Source organism: Vibrio variabilis, assembly GCF_003263785.1.
Taxonomy (GTDB): Bacteria; Pseudomonadota; Gammaproteobacteria; order Enterobacterales; family Vibrionaceae; genus Vibrio; species Vibrio variabilis.
Genome location: NZ_JYJK01000105.1, coordinates 1 through 17,421 on the forward strand (window position 1 = coordinate 1; position 17,421 = coordinate 17,421).

Below are 17,421 nucleotides of genomic sequence, written 5' to 3' on the forward strand. Positions count from 1 at the left end.
GTTAACCGTCACGGTTGCCACGGTAGCCACCACCATCGCGGTTACCACGGTAGCCGCCACCATCGCGACGACCGCCGTCACGACGACCACGAGGCTCACGGAAGTCGTTGAAATCAACCACTACCGCACCCGCTTCTTTTTGGCGGATACGTAGTTTCTGTAGCTTACCAGCAACGTCTGAAGTCATTGCTTTTGGAAGCTGAACGTAAGTGGATTCACGGTCTAGCTTGATAGCACCGATAGAACCTTTAGTTAGGCCTAGTTCGTTTGCTAGTGCGCCAACGATGTCTTTAACTTGAACGCCTTGCTCGCGACCAACTTGTAGTTGGTACGTATCCCAGTCTTGAGTGTTGAAGTTACGGCCACCATCACGAGCACCGTCGCGATCGCGGTTTTCACGGCGCTCTTTGCGACGCTGCTTGTCACGCTCGATAGCAGCGATCATTGGGTCTTCACCAATGTAGAACAGTGGACGTTTGCCCTGTTGACGCTTAAGAAGAATTGCCGCTAGCGTTGCTGCGTCAATCTCTAGAGTTTCTTGTAGCTTCTCAACAAGCTCAGCGAACTTGTCTAGTGACTTGTGCTCAGTTTCTTGAGCAAGTTCTTCACCAAGTTTAACAAGACGAGCTTCTGCAACCTTGTCACGTAGCGGAAGTTGGATTTCTTCCATTGAAGACTTAGTTACGCGCTCGATAGTGCGAAGCATACGGATTTGGTTTGTGCGAACAAGAAGGATCGCTTTACCTTTACGTCCAGCACGACCAGTACGGCCGATACGGTGGATGTAAGACTCAACATCGAATGGGATGTCGTAGTTAAATACGTGTGTAATACGTGGAACGTCTAGACCACGTGCAACAACATCAGTCGCAACTAGGATGTCGATAACACCTTGTTTGATGTGATCAACAGTGCGCTCACGTAGAGACTGAGGAATGTCACCGTGAAGTGCTGCTGCTTTGAAGCCGCGCGCTGATAGCCAGTCTGCAAGACGCTCAGTGTCTTGACGAGTACGTACGAATACGATTGACGCGTCAGTTTCTTCTGTTTCTAGAAGACGAGACATTGCTTCGTCTTTTTCTACGCCTTTAACAACCCAGAATTGCTGCTCTACTTTATCAACAGTGTGGTTTTTGCCAGCAACGTCGATGTACTCTGGTTCACGCAAGAAACGATCAACGATCTTCTTAAGCATAGGAGGCATCGTTGCAGAGAATAGTACGCGCTGTGCAGTTTCTGGAGCGTGCTCCATGATCTCTGTTACGTCGTCAACAAAGCCCATGTTTAGCATTTCATCTGCTTCATCAAGAACAAACGTGTGTACTTCGTCTAGGTGTAGACGGTCACGGTTAATAAGGTCTTGAACACGGCCTGGAGTACCAACAACGATGTGAGCACCAGATTTAAGTGCGCGCATTTGGTCAACAATAGATGCACCACCGTAGATCTCTAGAACTTTAAGACCAGCAACGTTTTTACCAAGGTTCTTAACTTCAGCAGCAACCTGAATCGCAAGTTCGCGAGTTGGTGCAAGAACGATAGCCTGTGGCTTACGTTGACCAAGGTCTAGCTTGTTAAGTAGAGGAAGAGAGAAAGCCGCTGTTTTACCAGTACCGGTTTGAGCTTTACCTAGCGCGTCTTTACCTTCTAGAAGGTGAGGAATAGCTGCAGCCTGGATAGGAGTAGGAGAAACAAAACCCATTCCGTCAAGAGCAGAAAGGATTGCGTCGTTCAGCGCTAAATCGCTAAACTGGATAGTAGAATCTGTCATTGGGATCCCATTCTTAGATTAATAACTAGGTCCCACGAGCTCTACCAATTCCAAACTGATCCAGATTGTCTCTAAAAACAATCGATTAAGAGCTGATTCCATTCAGATGCGGATAAGTAACAAATCGCATCAAGCCGCTAGGGACGTAAACAAGGAGGCGGATTATTCCCTAAAAGCACAAAAAAAGCCAGAAAAAATTGAAATACATCACAATTTTCTCCTCTCTAGCAAAAATCTGTATAAAGCATAGTCAAATTGACACATTTGTAGTCTACAAACTTGGCTCGTTAGGGTTTGCGTCAATACAATCTCACCTACCCTCTACACCATTGAATCGCCGAATTGCCGCAACTTGTATGTGACGCGATTCCTTTCCAATGATAGAATCCAGCGCAATATTCGCTTCTCTTAAGCAAAGGTTTACAGACACTACATGTTCCAAGACAATCCGTTACTCGCTCAACTTAAGCAGCAAATTCAAGAAAACCTTCCTAAAAAGGAAGGCACTATCAAAGCGACTGAGAAAGGCTTTGGTTTCCTCGAAGTCGACGCAAAGAACAGCTTCTTTATCCCACCTCCATACATGAAGAAATGTATGCACGGTGATAAAGTCGTTGCGATTATTCGTACGGAAAAAGAGCGTGAAGTAGCAGAGCCTCAAGAGCTAGTTGAACAAGCCGTTACGCGCTTTATTGGCCGCGTTAAGCTATTTAAAGGCAAGCTGAACGTTACGCCAGATCATCCACAGCTTAAAAAGCTAACGCTAAAGGCGAAAACGACCAAAGGTCTTAAGTCTGATGATTTAAAAGAAGGTGACTGGGTTGTTGCTCAGTTAATCCGCCACCCTCTTAAAGGCGACAACGGCTTCTTCGCAGAAATCACAGAAAAAATTACTGACGCTGACGACAAGATCGCGCCATGGTGGGTAACGTTAGCTCAAAATGATTTGCCGAATACCGAGCCAGAAGGTCTTGAACAGTGGGACATTAAAGATGACGCAGCGCTTGAGCGCGTTGATCTTACTGAGATGCCGTTTGTCACTATCGATGGTGAATCAACCAAAGACATGGACGATGCACTCTATGTTAAGAAAAACGATAACGGCCAGTTTGAACTGACCATCGCTATCGCAGACCCAACCGCTTACATCACTCCAGAAGATAATATGGATAAAGTAGCGCGCGAGCGTGGCTTTACTATCTATCTTCCAGGCCGCAACATCCCAATGTTGCCACGTGATTTAGCTGACGATCTGTGTTCATTGATTGAAAACGAAGTACGTCCAGCAATTTGCTGCCAAGTTACCGTTGATGCTGATGGCGTGATTGGTGATGACATTCGCTTCTTCGCCGCCAACATGAAATCACACGCTCGCCTGGCGTATGATCATGTGTCTGACTGGCTAGAAAACGGCAGCAGTGACAAATGGCAGCCTTCTGAAGAGATTGCCACCGTAGTACGTGAGCTAAGCGAATTTGCACAAGCGCGTGCAACTTGGCGCGAAACCCACGCGGTTGTATTCCCAGACCGTCCAGATTATCGCTTTGAGCTTAGCGAAGATAACGATGTAGTGGCAATCCATGCTGACATGCGTCGTACAGCGAACCGCTTGGTTGAAGAGTCAATGATCACTGCGAACATCTGTGCCGGCCGCGCGTTAAGCAAAGCGTTTGGTTACGGTGTCTTTAATACCCACCTTGGCTTTAAAGCTGAGAAGCTAAAAGACGTAGTTGAGCTCGTAAACCAAGACAAAGAAGAAGCTGTATACACTGCAGAATCTCTGTCAACACTGGAAGGTTTTGCAGCACTGCGCCGTGACCTAGGCTCGCTTGAATCTAGCTACCTAGATAACCGCATTCGCAAATACCAAGCATACAGTGAAATCAGCAATCAGCCTGATGCTCACTTCGCAATGGGTCTAGACGTTTACGCAACATGGACATCGCCTATTCGTAAATACGGCGACATGGTTAACCACCGTCTCCTTAAGGCGCTTATTCTTGGCAATGAGCCAGTACAAAAGCCAGATGACGAACTGGGCGAAGAACTCGCTATCCACCGCAAGCATCATAAGATTGCTGAGCGTACCGTTGGCGATTGGTTGTATGCTCGTACGCTAGAGAATGAACCAAAAGCAGGTACTGAGTTTACTGCAGAAATCTTCGATATTAACCGTGCAGGTATGCGTGCTCGCCTTCTTGAAAACGGTGCTGGCGTGTTTATTCCAAACCCGCTCATCGTTGCAAACAAAGAACGCATCGAAAGTAATAACGAAACCGGCACAGTCGCTATCGACAAAGAGGTGGTTTACCGCTAGGTGACACGCTGAAGGTTGTATTAGCTGACGTTAACCAAGAAACGCGTAGCCTTGTTGCTAAGCCTGTAGAAGTGTTTGCTGAAGCGCCAACCGAAGCTGAAGCTAACGTTGAAGAAGCAAAGTAATCGCTAAAACATAAAAAATGGGAGCCAGTGGCTCCCATTTTTTATGTTTGCGTGAATAGCCAAACACGATTGATCACCAAAAATACGCTTTCGGATCTTTCTCTATCTCACGCATAACAGCCGTGAGATCAGAACTCTTTCCCAGAAACGGATAAGGGATCCACGCATCACCATCTTGCTCATCCGGCACGTAAACCAACCACAGGTTGTCTTTCGTATCGAGCTCAACTTTGGCCACCGCACTGGTGTAACTGGAAGATTTTGAATCGAGTAGGTAGTGAGCTTTAGAGAACACCACACCGTGTTCCTGCATTTCGAACAAAGACTTGCCAAGTTCCACGGGCATACTGCGATTTCGGTTACTACAAACAATTTCTGCGCACCGCTCTAGGCGACACTGCGACATTTGAATTAACGTCATACACCCTTCCTCTCACTAGATACTTTTAATATAACTGCTTTTAGAGGAGTTTGTTAGCGTTGCATACGTCAAAAAGATGCATTTGAGAGCTGACACCAAAGCCGACAAAGCCAATTCACAAAAGTGTCACACTAACGAAATATGATGTGGCAAATTCTTACTTTATTTGGAGTTATCTATGCTTCGCATCGCGCTAGCCACCCTACTCTCTATTACCAGCATTGCTCATGCTCAAGCAGAAGAAGTCAACGTATCCGGTTCGACCTCTGTCGCTCGTGTGATGGACGTATTAGCAGAACAATACAACAACCAAAACTCAGATACATTCGTGGCAGTGCAAGGGATTGGCTCTACCGCGGGCATCACTTTGTTAGAAAAAGGCGCCACGGATATAGGCATGAGCAGTCGCTATCTAACGGTTCAAGAAAACAGCGAGTCACTTGAGGTGTTCCCAATTGCTTATGACGGCTTAGCGGTAGTGGTTAACTTGGCTAACCCTGTGCAAAACGTCAGCCGTGAGCAACTGTTTGATATCTACAAAGGCAACATCACCAACTGGAAACAGATTGGTGGTCCTGATCAAAAAATTGCCGTCGTCACTCGAGAAGCCTCTTCGGGCACACGCGCTAGTTTTGAAAGCCTACTTGGCCTAACACGCGTCATTAACGACAGAACTGTGTCAGACATCAACCCAACCAACTTAGTTGTTAACAGCAATAGCATGGTAAAAACCATCGTCAACCACAACCCACACGCAATTGGTTTTATCTCAGAAGGTTCCGTCGATCGCTCGGTAAAAGCGATTGCCTTCGAGGGTGTGGAAGCTAACACCAAGAACATCTCTGAGGGTAAATACAAACTGGCTCGCCCATTCCTACTGCTTCATAAGAAAGACGACATCGAAGACGATGCGGACAAATTCATTGACTACGTCCTTTCAAAAGAAGGTCAGCTATTGATCGAAGAGTATGGTTATACGCCAGTGAAATAATTGATTTCATTGTCTATTTAAGGGGAGCATTGCTCTCCTTTTTTATTTATCAGATTGTGACAAAACCTTTGATTTCATTGATAGCACTTTTCGATATGTTAGAACTACTGCTAAGGTGTAATCACTTGTTTAGACGTCCTCACACAGGAGCATTCAATGATAGTAACAACGACTCAAACGGTTGAAGGCAAAAGAATTGTCAGCTACAAAGGCGTCATCGCTGGTGAAGCCATACTTGGTGCGAACGTGTTCAAAGACATGTTTGCGGGGCTGCGAGACATCGTCGGTGGCCGCTCTGGTACTTATGAGCGTGAACTGCAACGCGCTCGTGAGATTGCATTGAAAGAACTCGAGCAGAAAGCCAGTGATATTGGGGCGAATGCGGTTGTTGGCGTAGATTTGGATTACGAAGTGTTGGGAACAGGGAATGGTATGTTGATGGTATCGGCTAGTGGAACTGCGGTGGTAGTTGACTAACGCTCGCCATAATTTCTTATCAAAAAACACTAAAAAGGCAGCGAGAATTACCCGCTGCCTTTGTTTTTGGTTAAGTCACAGAGTTAAAGAGCTGTAACCGTCAGTACCGGAGAACCTTTGCTAGACGCATCCAGTTCAAAGCGATATTCACCCGCCGTAGGTAATGTAATTGCTACATCGCCACTATTTTGATCGGCTACCATTGTGAATGGCGTACCAACTACTACAGCCCCTGTACCGCCAAGGTTAGCTTTTGGTTCAGACCATGTTGCGTCGGCAATCTTCATTTTGAAATCTCCCGCTGCTAGGTCAATATTCAGGGTATAGATGTTGTTACCAGAATAAGTGAACTTCGCATTGGAGTTTTCAGAAGGATTGTCCCAAGTCGTGATAGTTCCTCGAAGATACAACGAGGTATCACCAAATGGAGCTTGGTCTGCGACCTTAGTGACTGACACAACCGCCTTCTCTACATCGCTGCTCTGTTCATGACTTGCATCCAGAGTAAAGCTGTACTTACCTTGTTCTTCAATTTCAATAGTACAGTTACCACCTTCCTCTCCAAGTGTCATTGAACTCGATGCAACATCAGCTTTTCCACAACCAATGTCTGGAGCAGACCATGATGTGTCAGCGAACTTGAACTGGTAAGATCCAGCATCTAGCAAAGAAGATACCTGGTACACACCATTGCCAATGAATGTCATTTTCCAATCATCGTTATCAGACCAACTATTCATTGAGCCTTTAACAAACACCTCTGTTTCACCATAAGGTGGAATAGAAGACACATCCTTATTTGAAAGATCGACAGGAAGACCTTCACCCTGAGCACCGTCTTGTGGAAGTACGAAAACAGCTGTCGTTAGAGCAGGCACAGAGAATGTGCTGTTTGCAAACGCGGCACCTTGCACAGTGATGTCAGCTGAGTTCTGTTGAACCTCATGTAGAACAAAACCTTCAGTCCCTTCAATGACGAAGTCTTGTTGATCTGCCGTCGAGTTCACGACTACAACAATCGCATCAATGTCTTTATCAAGATCTGAGCCAGCCTTCTTACCATCGTCAATCGACATCACGATCAAACCCTGGATCTGATCTTGGCCAACATTGCGGAAGTCGACACGGTTTTTAACCTCCGCAGCAGTTGTTAAGCGGAACAGATCGCTGCTGCTACGAATTGTAAGAAGCTCTAGGAACTGCTGCTTAGTTAATTCGATATCAGTTTTATCAGGCATTGCTGAAGTGTCTGCGATGATCTCCTTGATCAGCGTCCAGTTAGCACCGTCCTTGTCCTCGCGTGGCAGACCAACATTCCAGTTATTGTTTGAGCCATCAAAACGAACACGGTTGAACCAGTCGCCTGAGTCATAAGAATCACGTTGCATCGATTTCGAGCGCAACAGTTCTGACCCCATGTGTATGAAAGGAATACCTTGACCCATCATCACTGTAGAAAGTGAGACCGTTTGCATACGTGCGCGATCTGCAGAACTCGTGCCTTCTGCAATCTTATAAGCGTTGTTGTCCCATAACGTTTGGTTGTCATGCTTAGATACATACGAGATATTTTCTGAAGGATACTCAGTGTAACCTGCAGGTGCACCGTTATAGTCAACGTTTTTCCCTAGCTTAGTATTGCCATCTGAATCAAGTAGCACGTATGAAGCCAAGTTACCGGCCATGCCCAAGCGAACCAAATCTTGGTTATGGAGCATGGCTTTAGTGGTTTCATCGCCTTCGATAACCTCTTCGTTCACATAAGCGGCATTACCAAAGCTTGGTTGTACTTAAGGGAACGACGACCATCTTTATCTACGCCACCATCGAACGGGCTGCCACCACGAACAGCGTCACGTAGACGATCTGAGAAGGTACCGATGCCTGTGCCTGCCATCGCCAGCTGTGTCGCTTGTTCAAAACGAGCGTGGTTTGCTACTTCACCAAAGTCCCAACCTTCTCCGTAGAAGATAGTGTCTTTATCGACCTCATTTCTTATTACGTATAAAGCCTCTTCCATCAACGCTTTTGGTTGGTGACCCATTAGGTCAAAGCGGAAGCCGTCGACTTTGTAGTCTTGAGCCCAGACTTTTAGCGAGTCGATCATCAGTTTACCCATCATAAGGTTTTCTGTTGCTGTGTTGTCACAGCACGTCGACATTTCAACATCACCCGTGTTGATGTTTAGGCGGTGGTAGTATCCTGGGACGATCTTATCAAGCACTGACTTATCATTCACACCAGACGCATTGGTATGGTTGTATACAACGTCCATTACGAACTTAAGACCCATGTCGTGAGTAGCCTGAACCATTTCACGGAACTCTTTAATACGAGCCGAACCGTCAGCATCACTCGCGTAGCTGCCTTCTGGTACTGTGTAGTGGAACGGATCGTAACCCCAGTTGAAGCTATCGAGCATGCGAAGGTCATTCATCAGAGCTTGAGCATCACCTGTTGAACTATCATACCCTTCTAGTACCGACTCAATGGTGTCACCCATGTTACCAGTCGCGCAAATTGCCGCGTCAGATTTCGCATCACAAAGGTCACCAACGGTATCAGTAATGTCGACACGATTGACTTCGTCTACCGTTGCAATATCAAATGCAGGAAGTACGTGTAGCGTTGTCATACCGGCATCTTTAAGTGCCTGAAGGTGTTTCACAGACTCACGCTCTGCTTCTGTGAACGCTAGGTACTTACCATTATTGGCCGCCGTGCCACTTACATCACTAAAGCTGAAGTCACGGATGTGAGATTCATATAGTACGTGGTCGATATCGTTGTTCGTTGGACTTTCAAACTCATCACCCCAGTTCGCTGGTGCTAGGGCTGGATCACTTAGGTCTACAACATGTGAGTAGCGAGAGTTAGCTGAAACACTCAGTGAGTAAGGGTCTGTAACTAGTCGCTCTTCAACTTTACCCGTTGTTGGGTGGTAAACCGTTACGTGGTAACGATAGAATTTGCCTACAGCGCCAGAAACCGGGTCACTAGACCAAACACCATTGTCAGTGTTCTCGTCCATATCAATGGTTTGCTCGAGTACTTTTTCTTCGTTATAGATTTCAAGTGCAACTTTTTGTGCCGTTGGAGCCCAAAGTTTAAATGTTGCTGAGCTACCCTCTACAATCGCACCGAGTGTCTCTGACATTGCATTACCCGCTTCTTCCGAAGCGTAGATAGCATCCAGTGCACCCGCGGACTGAATCTCAGTCGCTGCCATGATTTCATCGTTGCTGTTGTAGGCAACGATTACCACTTGGCCTTTAAGTAAGTTGTGGATCTCTTCAGCTGTGAAGTTATTGGTAGCCGTTTTTAAGCTTTCAAGATGTTTGAAGCGTTTCTTCTGATCGTCACTCAGATCACCGCCAATGGAGAGTTCTAGCTTTTCGCCACCGGAGATATTTTTATCTTCATCAAGTTCGATACCGCCTGTATTGCTGTAGTACAAAGCAACTTTGCTCGCACTTCCCGCTGCTTCCCAAGCGATCGTGTCTGCATCAATCCAGTGTGCAGAGCGTCCATCAATGACCACTGGGCGCTCTTCAATTGGAGCATAGTAAAGTTTGCTGCTACCGTGGAAACCAAAAATACCTTTGCTTTTGCTGTTTTGAAGGTTACGAAGCTCTACTTTTTGGTTGTTACCACCGAATGCTTTCTCATCGCCTTTGTGTAGAATGAAGTTCATACATTCATGCGGGTCAGAGGCATCAGGGTTTACTTTTAGAACGTAGTACGCGCCATAAGTGTCGCTAATACCAGTGTGAGGAAACGGAGCATCCCATCCTGTACCTGTATCGCCAATTCCCATCGCTTCAAGGTCGGTACTCGTACAACCTTCACCATTCCAAAGGTGCAAGCCCCAGCCATCGTAAGAGCCACCAGACTGCGCTGCTACATCACGCTTGTAATAAATAACAACTTCGTTTTCAGCCGCGCTATAAAGGCCTTCGATATTACCCGTATTACCGCCTGCATCCGTGCCTGAATCGCTGCTACTAGAGTTACAGCCCGCTAGAACCGCTGCGGAGAGCAACGGTATTAGGGTTTTTGCAACCACTGTCATGTTTAGTTTTTTATTGTCCACTTTCTAAACCTTTTGTTATAGAGGGAAAAGAGTCGTCTTACACATCAAAGACTTCACCTGCCTCTATCGTAAGAAAAGCGGCCATGCACAAACTGTGAAAAGTGTAATTAAAGTTATTGAAATGGATAAAATAACCATCTCGTTGGAGTCATTTCACACATAGTGCAAAAAAAAACCAACAAAACGCAACCAAGCGCACAACATTCCGCCCGACCAGTCTCAGGCGTAGTTAAGGGGGTGGAGAACAAAAGGCGTAGAAATCAGCTGCAATGAGATAGGTGGATCAATGTTTGACCCATACTTAATTCACTATAAAAAATAACAATCACTAATTGGCGTTTGACTAAAATAAACCTTCCAACAGCAGCTACTACTGACTATTGGAAGGTTTCTATTGTCGCTATTCCGATACTCACTATTCCTGAGTAACGAGCTGAACAGTCACATTACCACTCACCATGTTACCCTGCTCATCTTTAACGGTTGCAACCACAGCATTACCAGCGTTTGCATCAAAGTTTACTGCTGACACATCATCTAGACCGGCTACAAAGTCAATGACAAAGGCACATAGATAAGTATCACTTCCCGAGCCAGCATATTGGATGGTTTGATTCAACTGACATGCCGGGTAAGCAACTTCGTTGTAAACACCACCTACATTTCGGAACGTAAAGCCATCATCGACCAAATCGGCTTCAAGTACATTTTGATCAAACAAGGTTAGCCCCGCTAATTGAACATCCTCAATACTAGTATTTTTAATCTGCAATACCACAACTATACGAGGTGCAAAGGCTAGATCAATCGTTGGTGGAAGGTCGGTGAAGTTAACGGTTTCTGTGGCAACGGCCATCACATTTTGACCATCGGCATCGACCCCTTTCACATCCGCTTTATTAATGTGGCTGTCTCCAGCGTTACCTTGTAAGTTACGAGAGATAACACAAGAGAATACATCACCCGGATTAGCGACATACTCGCTCAACTTGGTAACTCCGCCAACCAAACATTCATCAGCCAGTTCACCAAACTTATCATCCAAGAGTGAACTAAATGTCACTGTGTCGACCCCAGAGCTGTTTACACTAATGGTAAAGGTATAATCAACGGCTCGAACAACGGATGGATCGTCTCCAGTTTCCGGTACTGAATTTGGTGTCGCCTGTTTAGTGAGCGAGATACTGGAAGGAACATCGAGTATCGCAACGGCATGTGAGTTACTGCCACTTGCTGTATCACCCTCATTGTCGGAAATCGTGACGCTAGCGGTGTTTATAATGGCTTCATCGCCAAAGTTGCCCGTGATGTTTTTTGTATAGGTACACACTGCTTGCTCACCCACATTGAGTGTCCCTCCGGTGGTACAGGTGCCCTTTCCACTCGTAACATCAAACAAATTATCACTAAGGACATCAATAGAAACTGGAGAGTCAAAATACGCCGACGTATTCGTCACAGTCACGGTATAAGTCACTTGGCCACCCGGCTCTGTTACCGCCGCTACATTACCCTCTTTAAGGATGCTAACACTAGGCATGACGTTAGTAATGGTCACATCAATAGGAGCACTGCAGTTACTGCCGTTGCCTGAACTTAGCCATGTCGGACATGTCGAACCATCTCCTACGGGTTCATTGTTCTTATCCGCTAAACCAACATTAACCACATCCCGATAGACCTCTGTTTTAGTGGTGTTATCAAGGTCAATGTCTTTGATGTATACAGAGAACGCACAGCTAAACGTTGCTGAAGGGACAACTTCCGTGGGTTGTGTATGACATGTATTCGCTACAAGGTAAACGCCATCTGAATCAGATTGCGTTGGTGTTGAGACTGGCGGCAAGAGTAGATTAACCGAGTAATCTGCTGGTGCACTACTCACTGGAACGACAGAGACTTCGTCAATTAGGGAAGTAACAAACAAGGAAGAAGCGGTACTTGGGTTAGTGAAACTCACCGTATAGTCGAATTTACCACCAGGCTCCGAAACACTGCTTGCTGATACCAGTTGTTTGTTAATAGCTGGCGGGTTCGGTCTTATAAATAAATCAATGTTAAAGGTGTCACAATTACATTTCGACTTAGTGTTTGGGATCTGACCAGAGGAGAAATTAGCATCTTCTACTGTACAGTTGTTCCTTTCAATATTGTCCCATGCGGCACAGTAGGAGAAGTCGGCGCGGCCGTCTTCATCATTATCAACACAGAGCATGTTGATACGCTCATTGACTAATACATACTGGTCTCCAGTATTCGTTTTGATGATATCCCCACATTGGTCGCCATCAATATTTACATCTTGGTCAGCTCCGCTGTCTCCTGGTTTGGGTAATATAAGACTACAGTTCTCTGCTCCCCCTGAACAACCTGTGGCGATTCCGGCGTTAGTGGAAGATAAAAGGTGGTGTCGTAACGCTCTTTAGCATTGGTTCGGATGGCCACATCGGCATCAAAGCTGACGACTTGCCCAGGTGTACATTCACTGATCCCAACAGGCACAACATTGGTGATTTCCACGTCGTTGGCGGTACAGTTCAGTTGGTTTTGCGGTAAGGAGTTTCCAGGCTTGAGAAGATAGCATCCGCCATACATCGGCGCTCATAATCATCGCCAAAGTCCCAACCTGCGGCTTGAGTGTGAGATGGACTGGCATATAAAAACATACCAAGTGCGATAACTACCCCTTGCCGAGGCAGGTGCTGCAATAGACTGTTGTTCATCGTTCTGTCCTTCTGAGCAAAAGAATACGCATACTGCTAAGTGCGCTTTGAGAGTCAGAAGCCAGTGAGCATAGTTTATGCCAACGGTTAACTTGCTAATTTAAAAGGAATTATTATTGGGGAGAGGTTGAACTTGATACAGAGTGTAAAGCACTGGTGTCGTTAGCTAGGTTAACTACAGGAAATTGTTGAAGTCTTTTGCCCTTACAAAGTGTAAACGTGCTTGTTAAACCAAAACAGTGTAGCGCTCTGAAAGGAAAATATTGAAGTAGAGTTCAAAATAGAATGGAGGCGCCTCCCGGAGTCGAACCGAGGTCCACGGATTTGCAATCCGCTGCATAGCCACTCTGCCAAGGCGCCTTTATTTTGTGTGCTAAGTAGGTACTCAGCTTTGTAGAGATGGTGCCCCGGGCCGGAATTGATGGTCCGACATATCGGCCGGCACTCCGAGCTGGATGCTAAATCTCATAAATGATGGTGCCCCGGGCCGGACTTGAACCGGCACAACGCGAACGTCGAGGGATTTTAAATCCCTTGTGTCTACCAATTCCACCACCAGGCACACAAATTTCTTTGTGATGCCGTTTAGTCTAAGTAAACACCATCTTTTAATTTTGTTTCTCAGGGGCTTCCCCGTGAGAACGAGGTGTACTTTAACGGATTGAGATTTTCCGTCAATAGGTATTTTTCACTTTATGAATCAAGTGATTAAATAGCGAACTTTGCGGTATGAAGCACGAACAATTCGCCGATAAATACAGCAAACTACAAGTTAGCAATCTTGCGATCAAGTTGATACTTTTCATCTGTGACGATCTTTTCTAGTACCTCAACTCGCTCTGATAGCCGCTCTACTTTCTCCAATAGCTCACTATTCGCTCGCTCTGCTTGCGAATTTGCATTGTCTAACTCGATGACTCGCATCTTTTCCCTATGCGCAGCAAAAGCCCGGATCATGCCCCGCCCAAAAATAGCGCCAAAAATAATCAGTACCACCAGAACGTCCGTCATAATCATCTCCATGCATAACTTATCCAACCAAGACTAAGTAGCCACTCTATGAATTGCAATAAATGCACACTTTTAAGGGCCACTAACGTGTGCCGAGTCTCAACTCCCACTCTTTGCATGCCATTGAACTAAATCCTGACACCTGCGTACCACTGAAAGTACAGAAGGAGAGGTTATGGGAAACATAAATGTAGTTTGGTTTAAGCGTGATCTGAGACTGACCGATCATTCACCGCTGCATGCTGCGCTCACCAGCGGACGACCGACTCTCTTGCTCTACCTCTTTGAACCACAACTACTGGCTGATGAGCACTATGATGAGCGACACTGGCGCTTTGTATGGCAGTCGCTCACGGATATAAATCAAACACTAACTGCATTCGACACTCGACTAGTGATTCTGTCGATGTCTGCACAGGATGCTTTTCACCAAATTCATCAGGCTTTTGGAATACATAGCGTCTATTCCCATCAAGAGATCGGTTTGAACATCACCTTCCAGCGGGATCGACAACTCAAGCAATGGTTTCTCCGACAAAATGTCACTTGGCATGAAAGCCCTATTGGCGCAGTCATACGTGGCGCAAGTGATCGATACGACTGGGATAAACACTGGAGCAAGATAATGCGTGCCCCATCGTTGATACCGATCTCAGCATGGGCTGTTTTGTTGAGACAAAAGACGTGTTCCAAAACTACGATGAAATACCTGCTTCGTGGCGAACAAAGATGAAAGGCATTCAAACCGGCGGTTCAACGCTTGCTTGGCAAACCTTAGAGAGCTTCTTTCAAGACCGTGGTCGGCAGTACTATTTTCAAATATCAAAACCACTTGAAAGCCGCAGTGCATGCACGCGTTTATCACCCTACCTTGCTTGGGGCAATATCTCTCTGCGCGAGGTCTATCAAGCGCTATTGGCACACTGGAACGTGAAAGGCTTTAGGCGCAGCCTAGCAGCACTCTCATCTCGTCTTCATTGGCACTGTCACTTCATCCAAAAGTTTGAATCCGAAGCTGACATGGAGTTTCGACCGGTAAATAGAGCATATCTGAACCTGCCTTATGCGAATGACGCAAATAAGTTGAAGGCATGGAAAACGGGCTACACCGGGTATCCGCTCATTGATGCCTGTATGCGTTGTTTGCAGGCCACCGGCTACATCAACTTTCGCATGAGAGCAATGTTGGTGAGCTTTTTAACCCACCACCTTGACATCGATTGGCAGTATGGCGTCAAGCATCTTGCGCGCTTGTTTCTTGATTTTGAACCCGGCATACACTATCCCCAATTTCAAATGCAGGCTGGTGTTACTGGTACCAATACCATTCGTATCTATAATCCAACCAAGCAAGCCATCGAACACGATCCAAACGGACACTTTATTCATCAATGGATACCTGAACTTTCAGCTGTACCTACGCCATTACTGTTTGAACCTTGGAAACTCACGCTACTTGAGGCAAAAATGTATCAACTTAACGAAACCAGCCCCTACTTATCACCCATCATCAATATCGAAGAATCGGGGAAGGCTGCGCGAGACAGGTTATGGAGCTTTAAACGGCGGGCAGACGTCAAGTTAGAGGCACAGCGAATTCTTGCTCGGCATGTTCGACCCGAGTAGCTTTCAAAACAAGCATTTGAGGTTAGCGCTGCCGTATTGCCAACCAAAACTTCTGTGGCAATAAAAGTAAGGGTATGAGGTCAATGGAAATTCGAACCCCCATAAACGACGAAACCCCGACACAAGTCGAGGTTTCTAAATGATGGAGGCGCCTCCCGGAGTCGAACCGAGGTCCACGGATTTGCAATCCGCTGCATAGCCACTCTGCCAAGGCGCCTTTCTTTTCAACACGTTAGAGAAGCTATCTCGCCGTGTTCGAGGCATACTTTACGGATATGAGAAAATTAGTCAAACAATAAATCAAAAAAAATGTTTGTTCGCTGACTTTAGCATCAATGTGATGGACAATTCAGCGAAAACATCAAATATCCGCCAATTAAACTCCTACCACTTCTTCATCAAGCGCCCTACCAAAGTTGGATGATACGACCAACAGTGGTCAAACATGCTCATCAGTGACGGATTACCATATTTTGACAGGTTGATTGCGTGAAATCGGTTCTTGCGTGATTTAAGCTCATCAACTTTTTCTATAAGCTCTTGCGACTGTTCTGGTGCAATGAAATCCGAAATCACCACCATGTCGGCGTTTTTATAGGTATCACCCTGCATCAAATCGATTGATTTTTCTAAAACAGGTTCGAGATCGGTGCCACCATGAAAGGAATAGCTAAGAAAGTCTGCCGCCTCACGAAGACCATCCTGTTTAGTAAGTTCATAGGTGATATGGGTGGTTGAGAACAAGATAACGTAGCACTCCCTCTCTTCTGCCAAGGCAATTTGCATTAGTGCATAAGCCATGGCCTTTGCGCACTGCTCTGGAAAACCGCTCATCGAACCCGATGCGTCAATACAAACAATGAATGGGCCTTTCTCAAGCTCGACTTTACTGTTGTCGGGGGCAGTAGTACGAACTTTCTTCAGTGTTCTCGATTTGCCTTGTGTTTTGTAGTTCATCAAACGCTTGTCGGCCAAGTGTTTGTAGAACACAACTTCTAGCTCTGGATAAGCAAGGAACATGGTTTCATTAGGAAGTAGTTTATTGAGATCGTCTGATTCGTGAATACCAACAATATCATCGGTTGCTTCATCACTTTGCTCTTCGATCATTTCCACATTGTCTGCCTGTGCTTTGTTGAGCTCAGGATCATCTTGCTCGCTCGCCATGCGACCAAGTTGTTCTGCGATTTGCTTCAATGCGCCATTCTTTTTAAGAAACTCCGCATGGCTATGCATGGTTTTTAAGTCGGTTTTAGTCAGCTTAGCGGCAGCCATGTCCCACAGCCGTCCCATGGTCGCTTCATCGCCCTGCTGGGTGACTGTATCCATATCCTTGATTGTTTCCATCCGTTGGTATAAATCGGCCAAGAACTTCTCTTTACTGGCCTCAAGTTCTGAAACTTCGGCCTGTTTGATGGCATCGGCAAGGCTCTTGTACCAGAGATCACAAAAGTAACGTGGGAACATGGGGTTATTAACGGACTTATTTTTCTCCAGAAGTCTTCTGGCTTGAAGATAAAATGCAGAGTGCCACTCTAATTTTTTGACAACGCTAGGAATGCGCTCGAAGAATGTCGCCTCATCCCAATGAATCACTTCTTGATACAAGGCAAGCTCTTGTTGAAAGCGTTCGGTTTCACAAACACGTGTCATGCGTTTTTTCACCGAACCACGCCATTTGAGCAGATGATTTTTGACTGAACTGCGCATACCGCGATTTTCACTTATCGCCAGTACTTGCGAACGCGCCATTAAGTCATTCACCGCCGAATCAATCAGCCCTGATTCGGCGACCATCAACGCAAGGTTTAATCCATCTGCTCCCAGCATCACTGCCTCCGTTCGATATATTCACCCTTAAAACTT

General features: G+C 46.0%; 9 protein-coding genes, 3 tRNA genes and 3 pseudogenes. 4 read left to right on the plus strand and 11 right to left on the minus strand.

Annotated elements, in window-relative coordinates; translation table 11 throughout:
- Position 1 precedes the first annotated feature (1 nt).
- Positions 2–1,771, minus strand: coding sequence for a DEAD/DEAH box helicase (locus TZ48_RS18835; RefSeq protein ID WP_239670970.1), 1,770 nt, complete (start codon positions 1,769–1,771; stop codon positions 2–4).
- A 433-nt stretch (positions 1,772–2,204) separates the two neighbouring features.
- Here TZ48_RS18835 and rnb point away from each other — a divergent pair.
- A pseudogene (gene rnb, locus TZ48_RS18840) lies at positions 2,205–4,213 on the plus strand (exoribonuclease II).
- Positions 4,214–4,286: 73 nt separating this feature from the next.
- Here rnb and TZ48_RS18845 read toward each other — a convergent pair.
- Positions 4,287–4,634, minus strand: a complete 348-nt coding sequence (locus TZ48_RS18845) for a DUF3024 domain-containing protein (protein ID WP_112480265.1) — start codon at positions 4,632–4,634, stop codon at positions 4,287–4,289.
- A gap of 178 nt (positions 4,635–4,812) precedes the next feature.
- On the opposite strand from TZ48_RS18845, the gene TZ48_RS18850 reads away from it, so the two are divergent.
- The gene (locus TZ48_RS18850; RefSeq protein WP_112480266.1) at positions 4,813–5,625 is read left to right on the plus strand and encodes a phosphate ABC transporter substrate-binding protein; all 813 of its coding nucleotides are present in this window, start codon (positions 4,813–4,815) and stop codon (positions 5,623–5,625) included.
- A 156-nt stretch (positions 5,626–5,781) separates the two neighbouring features.
- A complete protein-coding gene (locus TZ48_RS18855; protein ID WP_112462795.1) occupies positions 5,782–6,102 on the plus strand; it encodes a heavy metal-binding domain-containing protein in 321 nt (106 codons plus the stop codon).
- Between the two features lie 83 nt (positions 6,103–6,185).
- On the opposite strand, the pseudogene pulA reads toward TZ48_RS18855, so the two are convergent.
- From pulA to TZ48_RS18890, 7 genes and pseudogenes are all read right to left on the minus strand, one after another.
- Positions 6,186–10,195, minus strand: a pseudogene (pulA, locus tag TZ48_RS18860) (pullulanase-type alpha-1,6-glucosidase).
- Positions 10,196–10,610: 415 nt separating this feature from the next.
- The gene (locus TZ48_RS18865; RefSeq protein WP_112480267.1) at positions 10,611–12,410 is read right to left on the minus strand and encodes a DUF7507 domain-containing protein; all 1,800 of its coding nucleotides are present in this window, start codon (positions 12,408–12,410) and stop codon (positions 10,611–10,613) included.
- An 80-nt stretch (positions 12,411–12,490) separates the two neighbouring features.
- A complete protein-coding gene (locus TZ48_RS18870; RefSeq protein WP_112480268.1) occupies positions 12,491–12,715 on the minus strand; it encodes a hypothetical protein in 225 nt (74 codons plus the stop codon).
- Between the two features lie 17 nt (positions 12,716–12,732).
- Positions 12,733–12,918, minus strand: a complete 186-nt coding sequence (locus TZ48_RS18875) for a hypothetical protein (protein ID WP_112480269.1) — start codon at positions 12,916–12,918, stop codon at positions 12,733–12,735.
- A gap of 286 nt (positions 12,919–13,204) precedes the next feature.
- A tRNA-Cys gene (locus TZ48_RS18880) sits at positions 13,205–13,278 on the minus strand.
- Between the two features lie 115 nt (positions 13,279–13,393).
- Positions 13,394–13,479: transfer RNA gene (locus TZ48_RS18885), tRNA-Leu, on the minus strand.
- Positions 13,480–13,683: 204 nt separating this feature from the next.
- Positions 13,684–13,929 (minus strand): nitrite reductase, encoded by a 246-nt coding sequence (locus TZ48_RS18890; RefSeq protein WP_112480270.1) that lies wholly within the window; start codon positions 13,927–13,929, stop codon positions 13,684–13,686.
- A 175-nt stretch (positions 13,930–14,104) separates the two neighbouring features.
- Between TZ48_RS18890 and TZ48_RS18895 the strand changes: the two are divergent.
- A pseudogene (locus TZ48_RS18895) lies at positions 14,105–15,555 on the plus strand (cryptochrome/deoxyribodipyrimidine photo-lyase family protein).
- Between the two features lie 143 nt (positions 15,556–15,698).
- On the opposite strand, the gene TZ48_RS18900 reads toward TZ48_RS18895, so the two are convergent.
- Positions 15,699–15,772: transfer RNA gene (locus TZ48_RS18900), tRNA-Cys, on the minus strand.
- Positions 15,773–15,939: 167 nt separating this feature from the next.
- Positions 15,940–17,385 carry an ATPase RavA stimulator ViaA gene (viaA, locus tag TZ48_RS18905; protein WP_112480271.1) on the minus strand — a complete coding sequence of 482 codons (1,446 nt, stop codon included), beginning with the start codon at positions 17,383–17,385 and terminating at the stop codon, positions 15,940–15,942.
- Between the last annotated feature and the right edge of the window lie 36 nt (positions 17,386–17,421).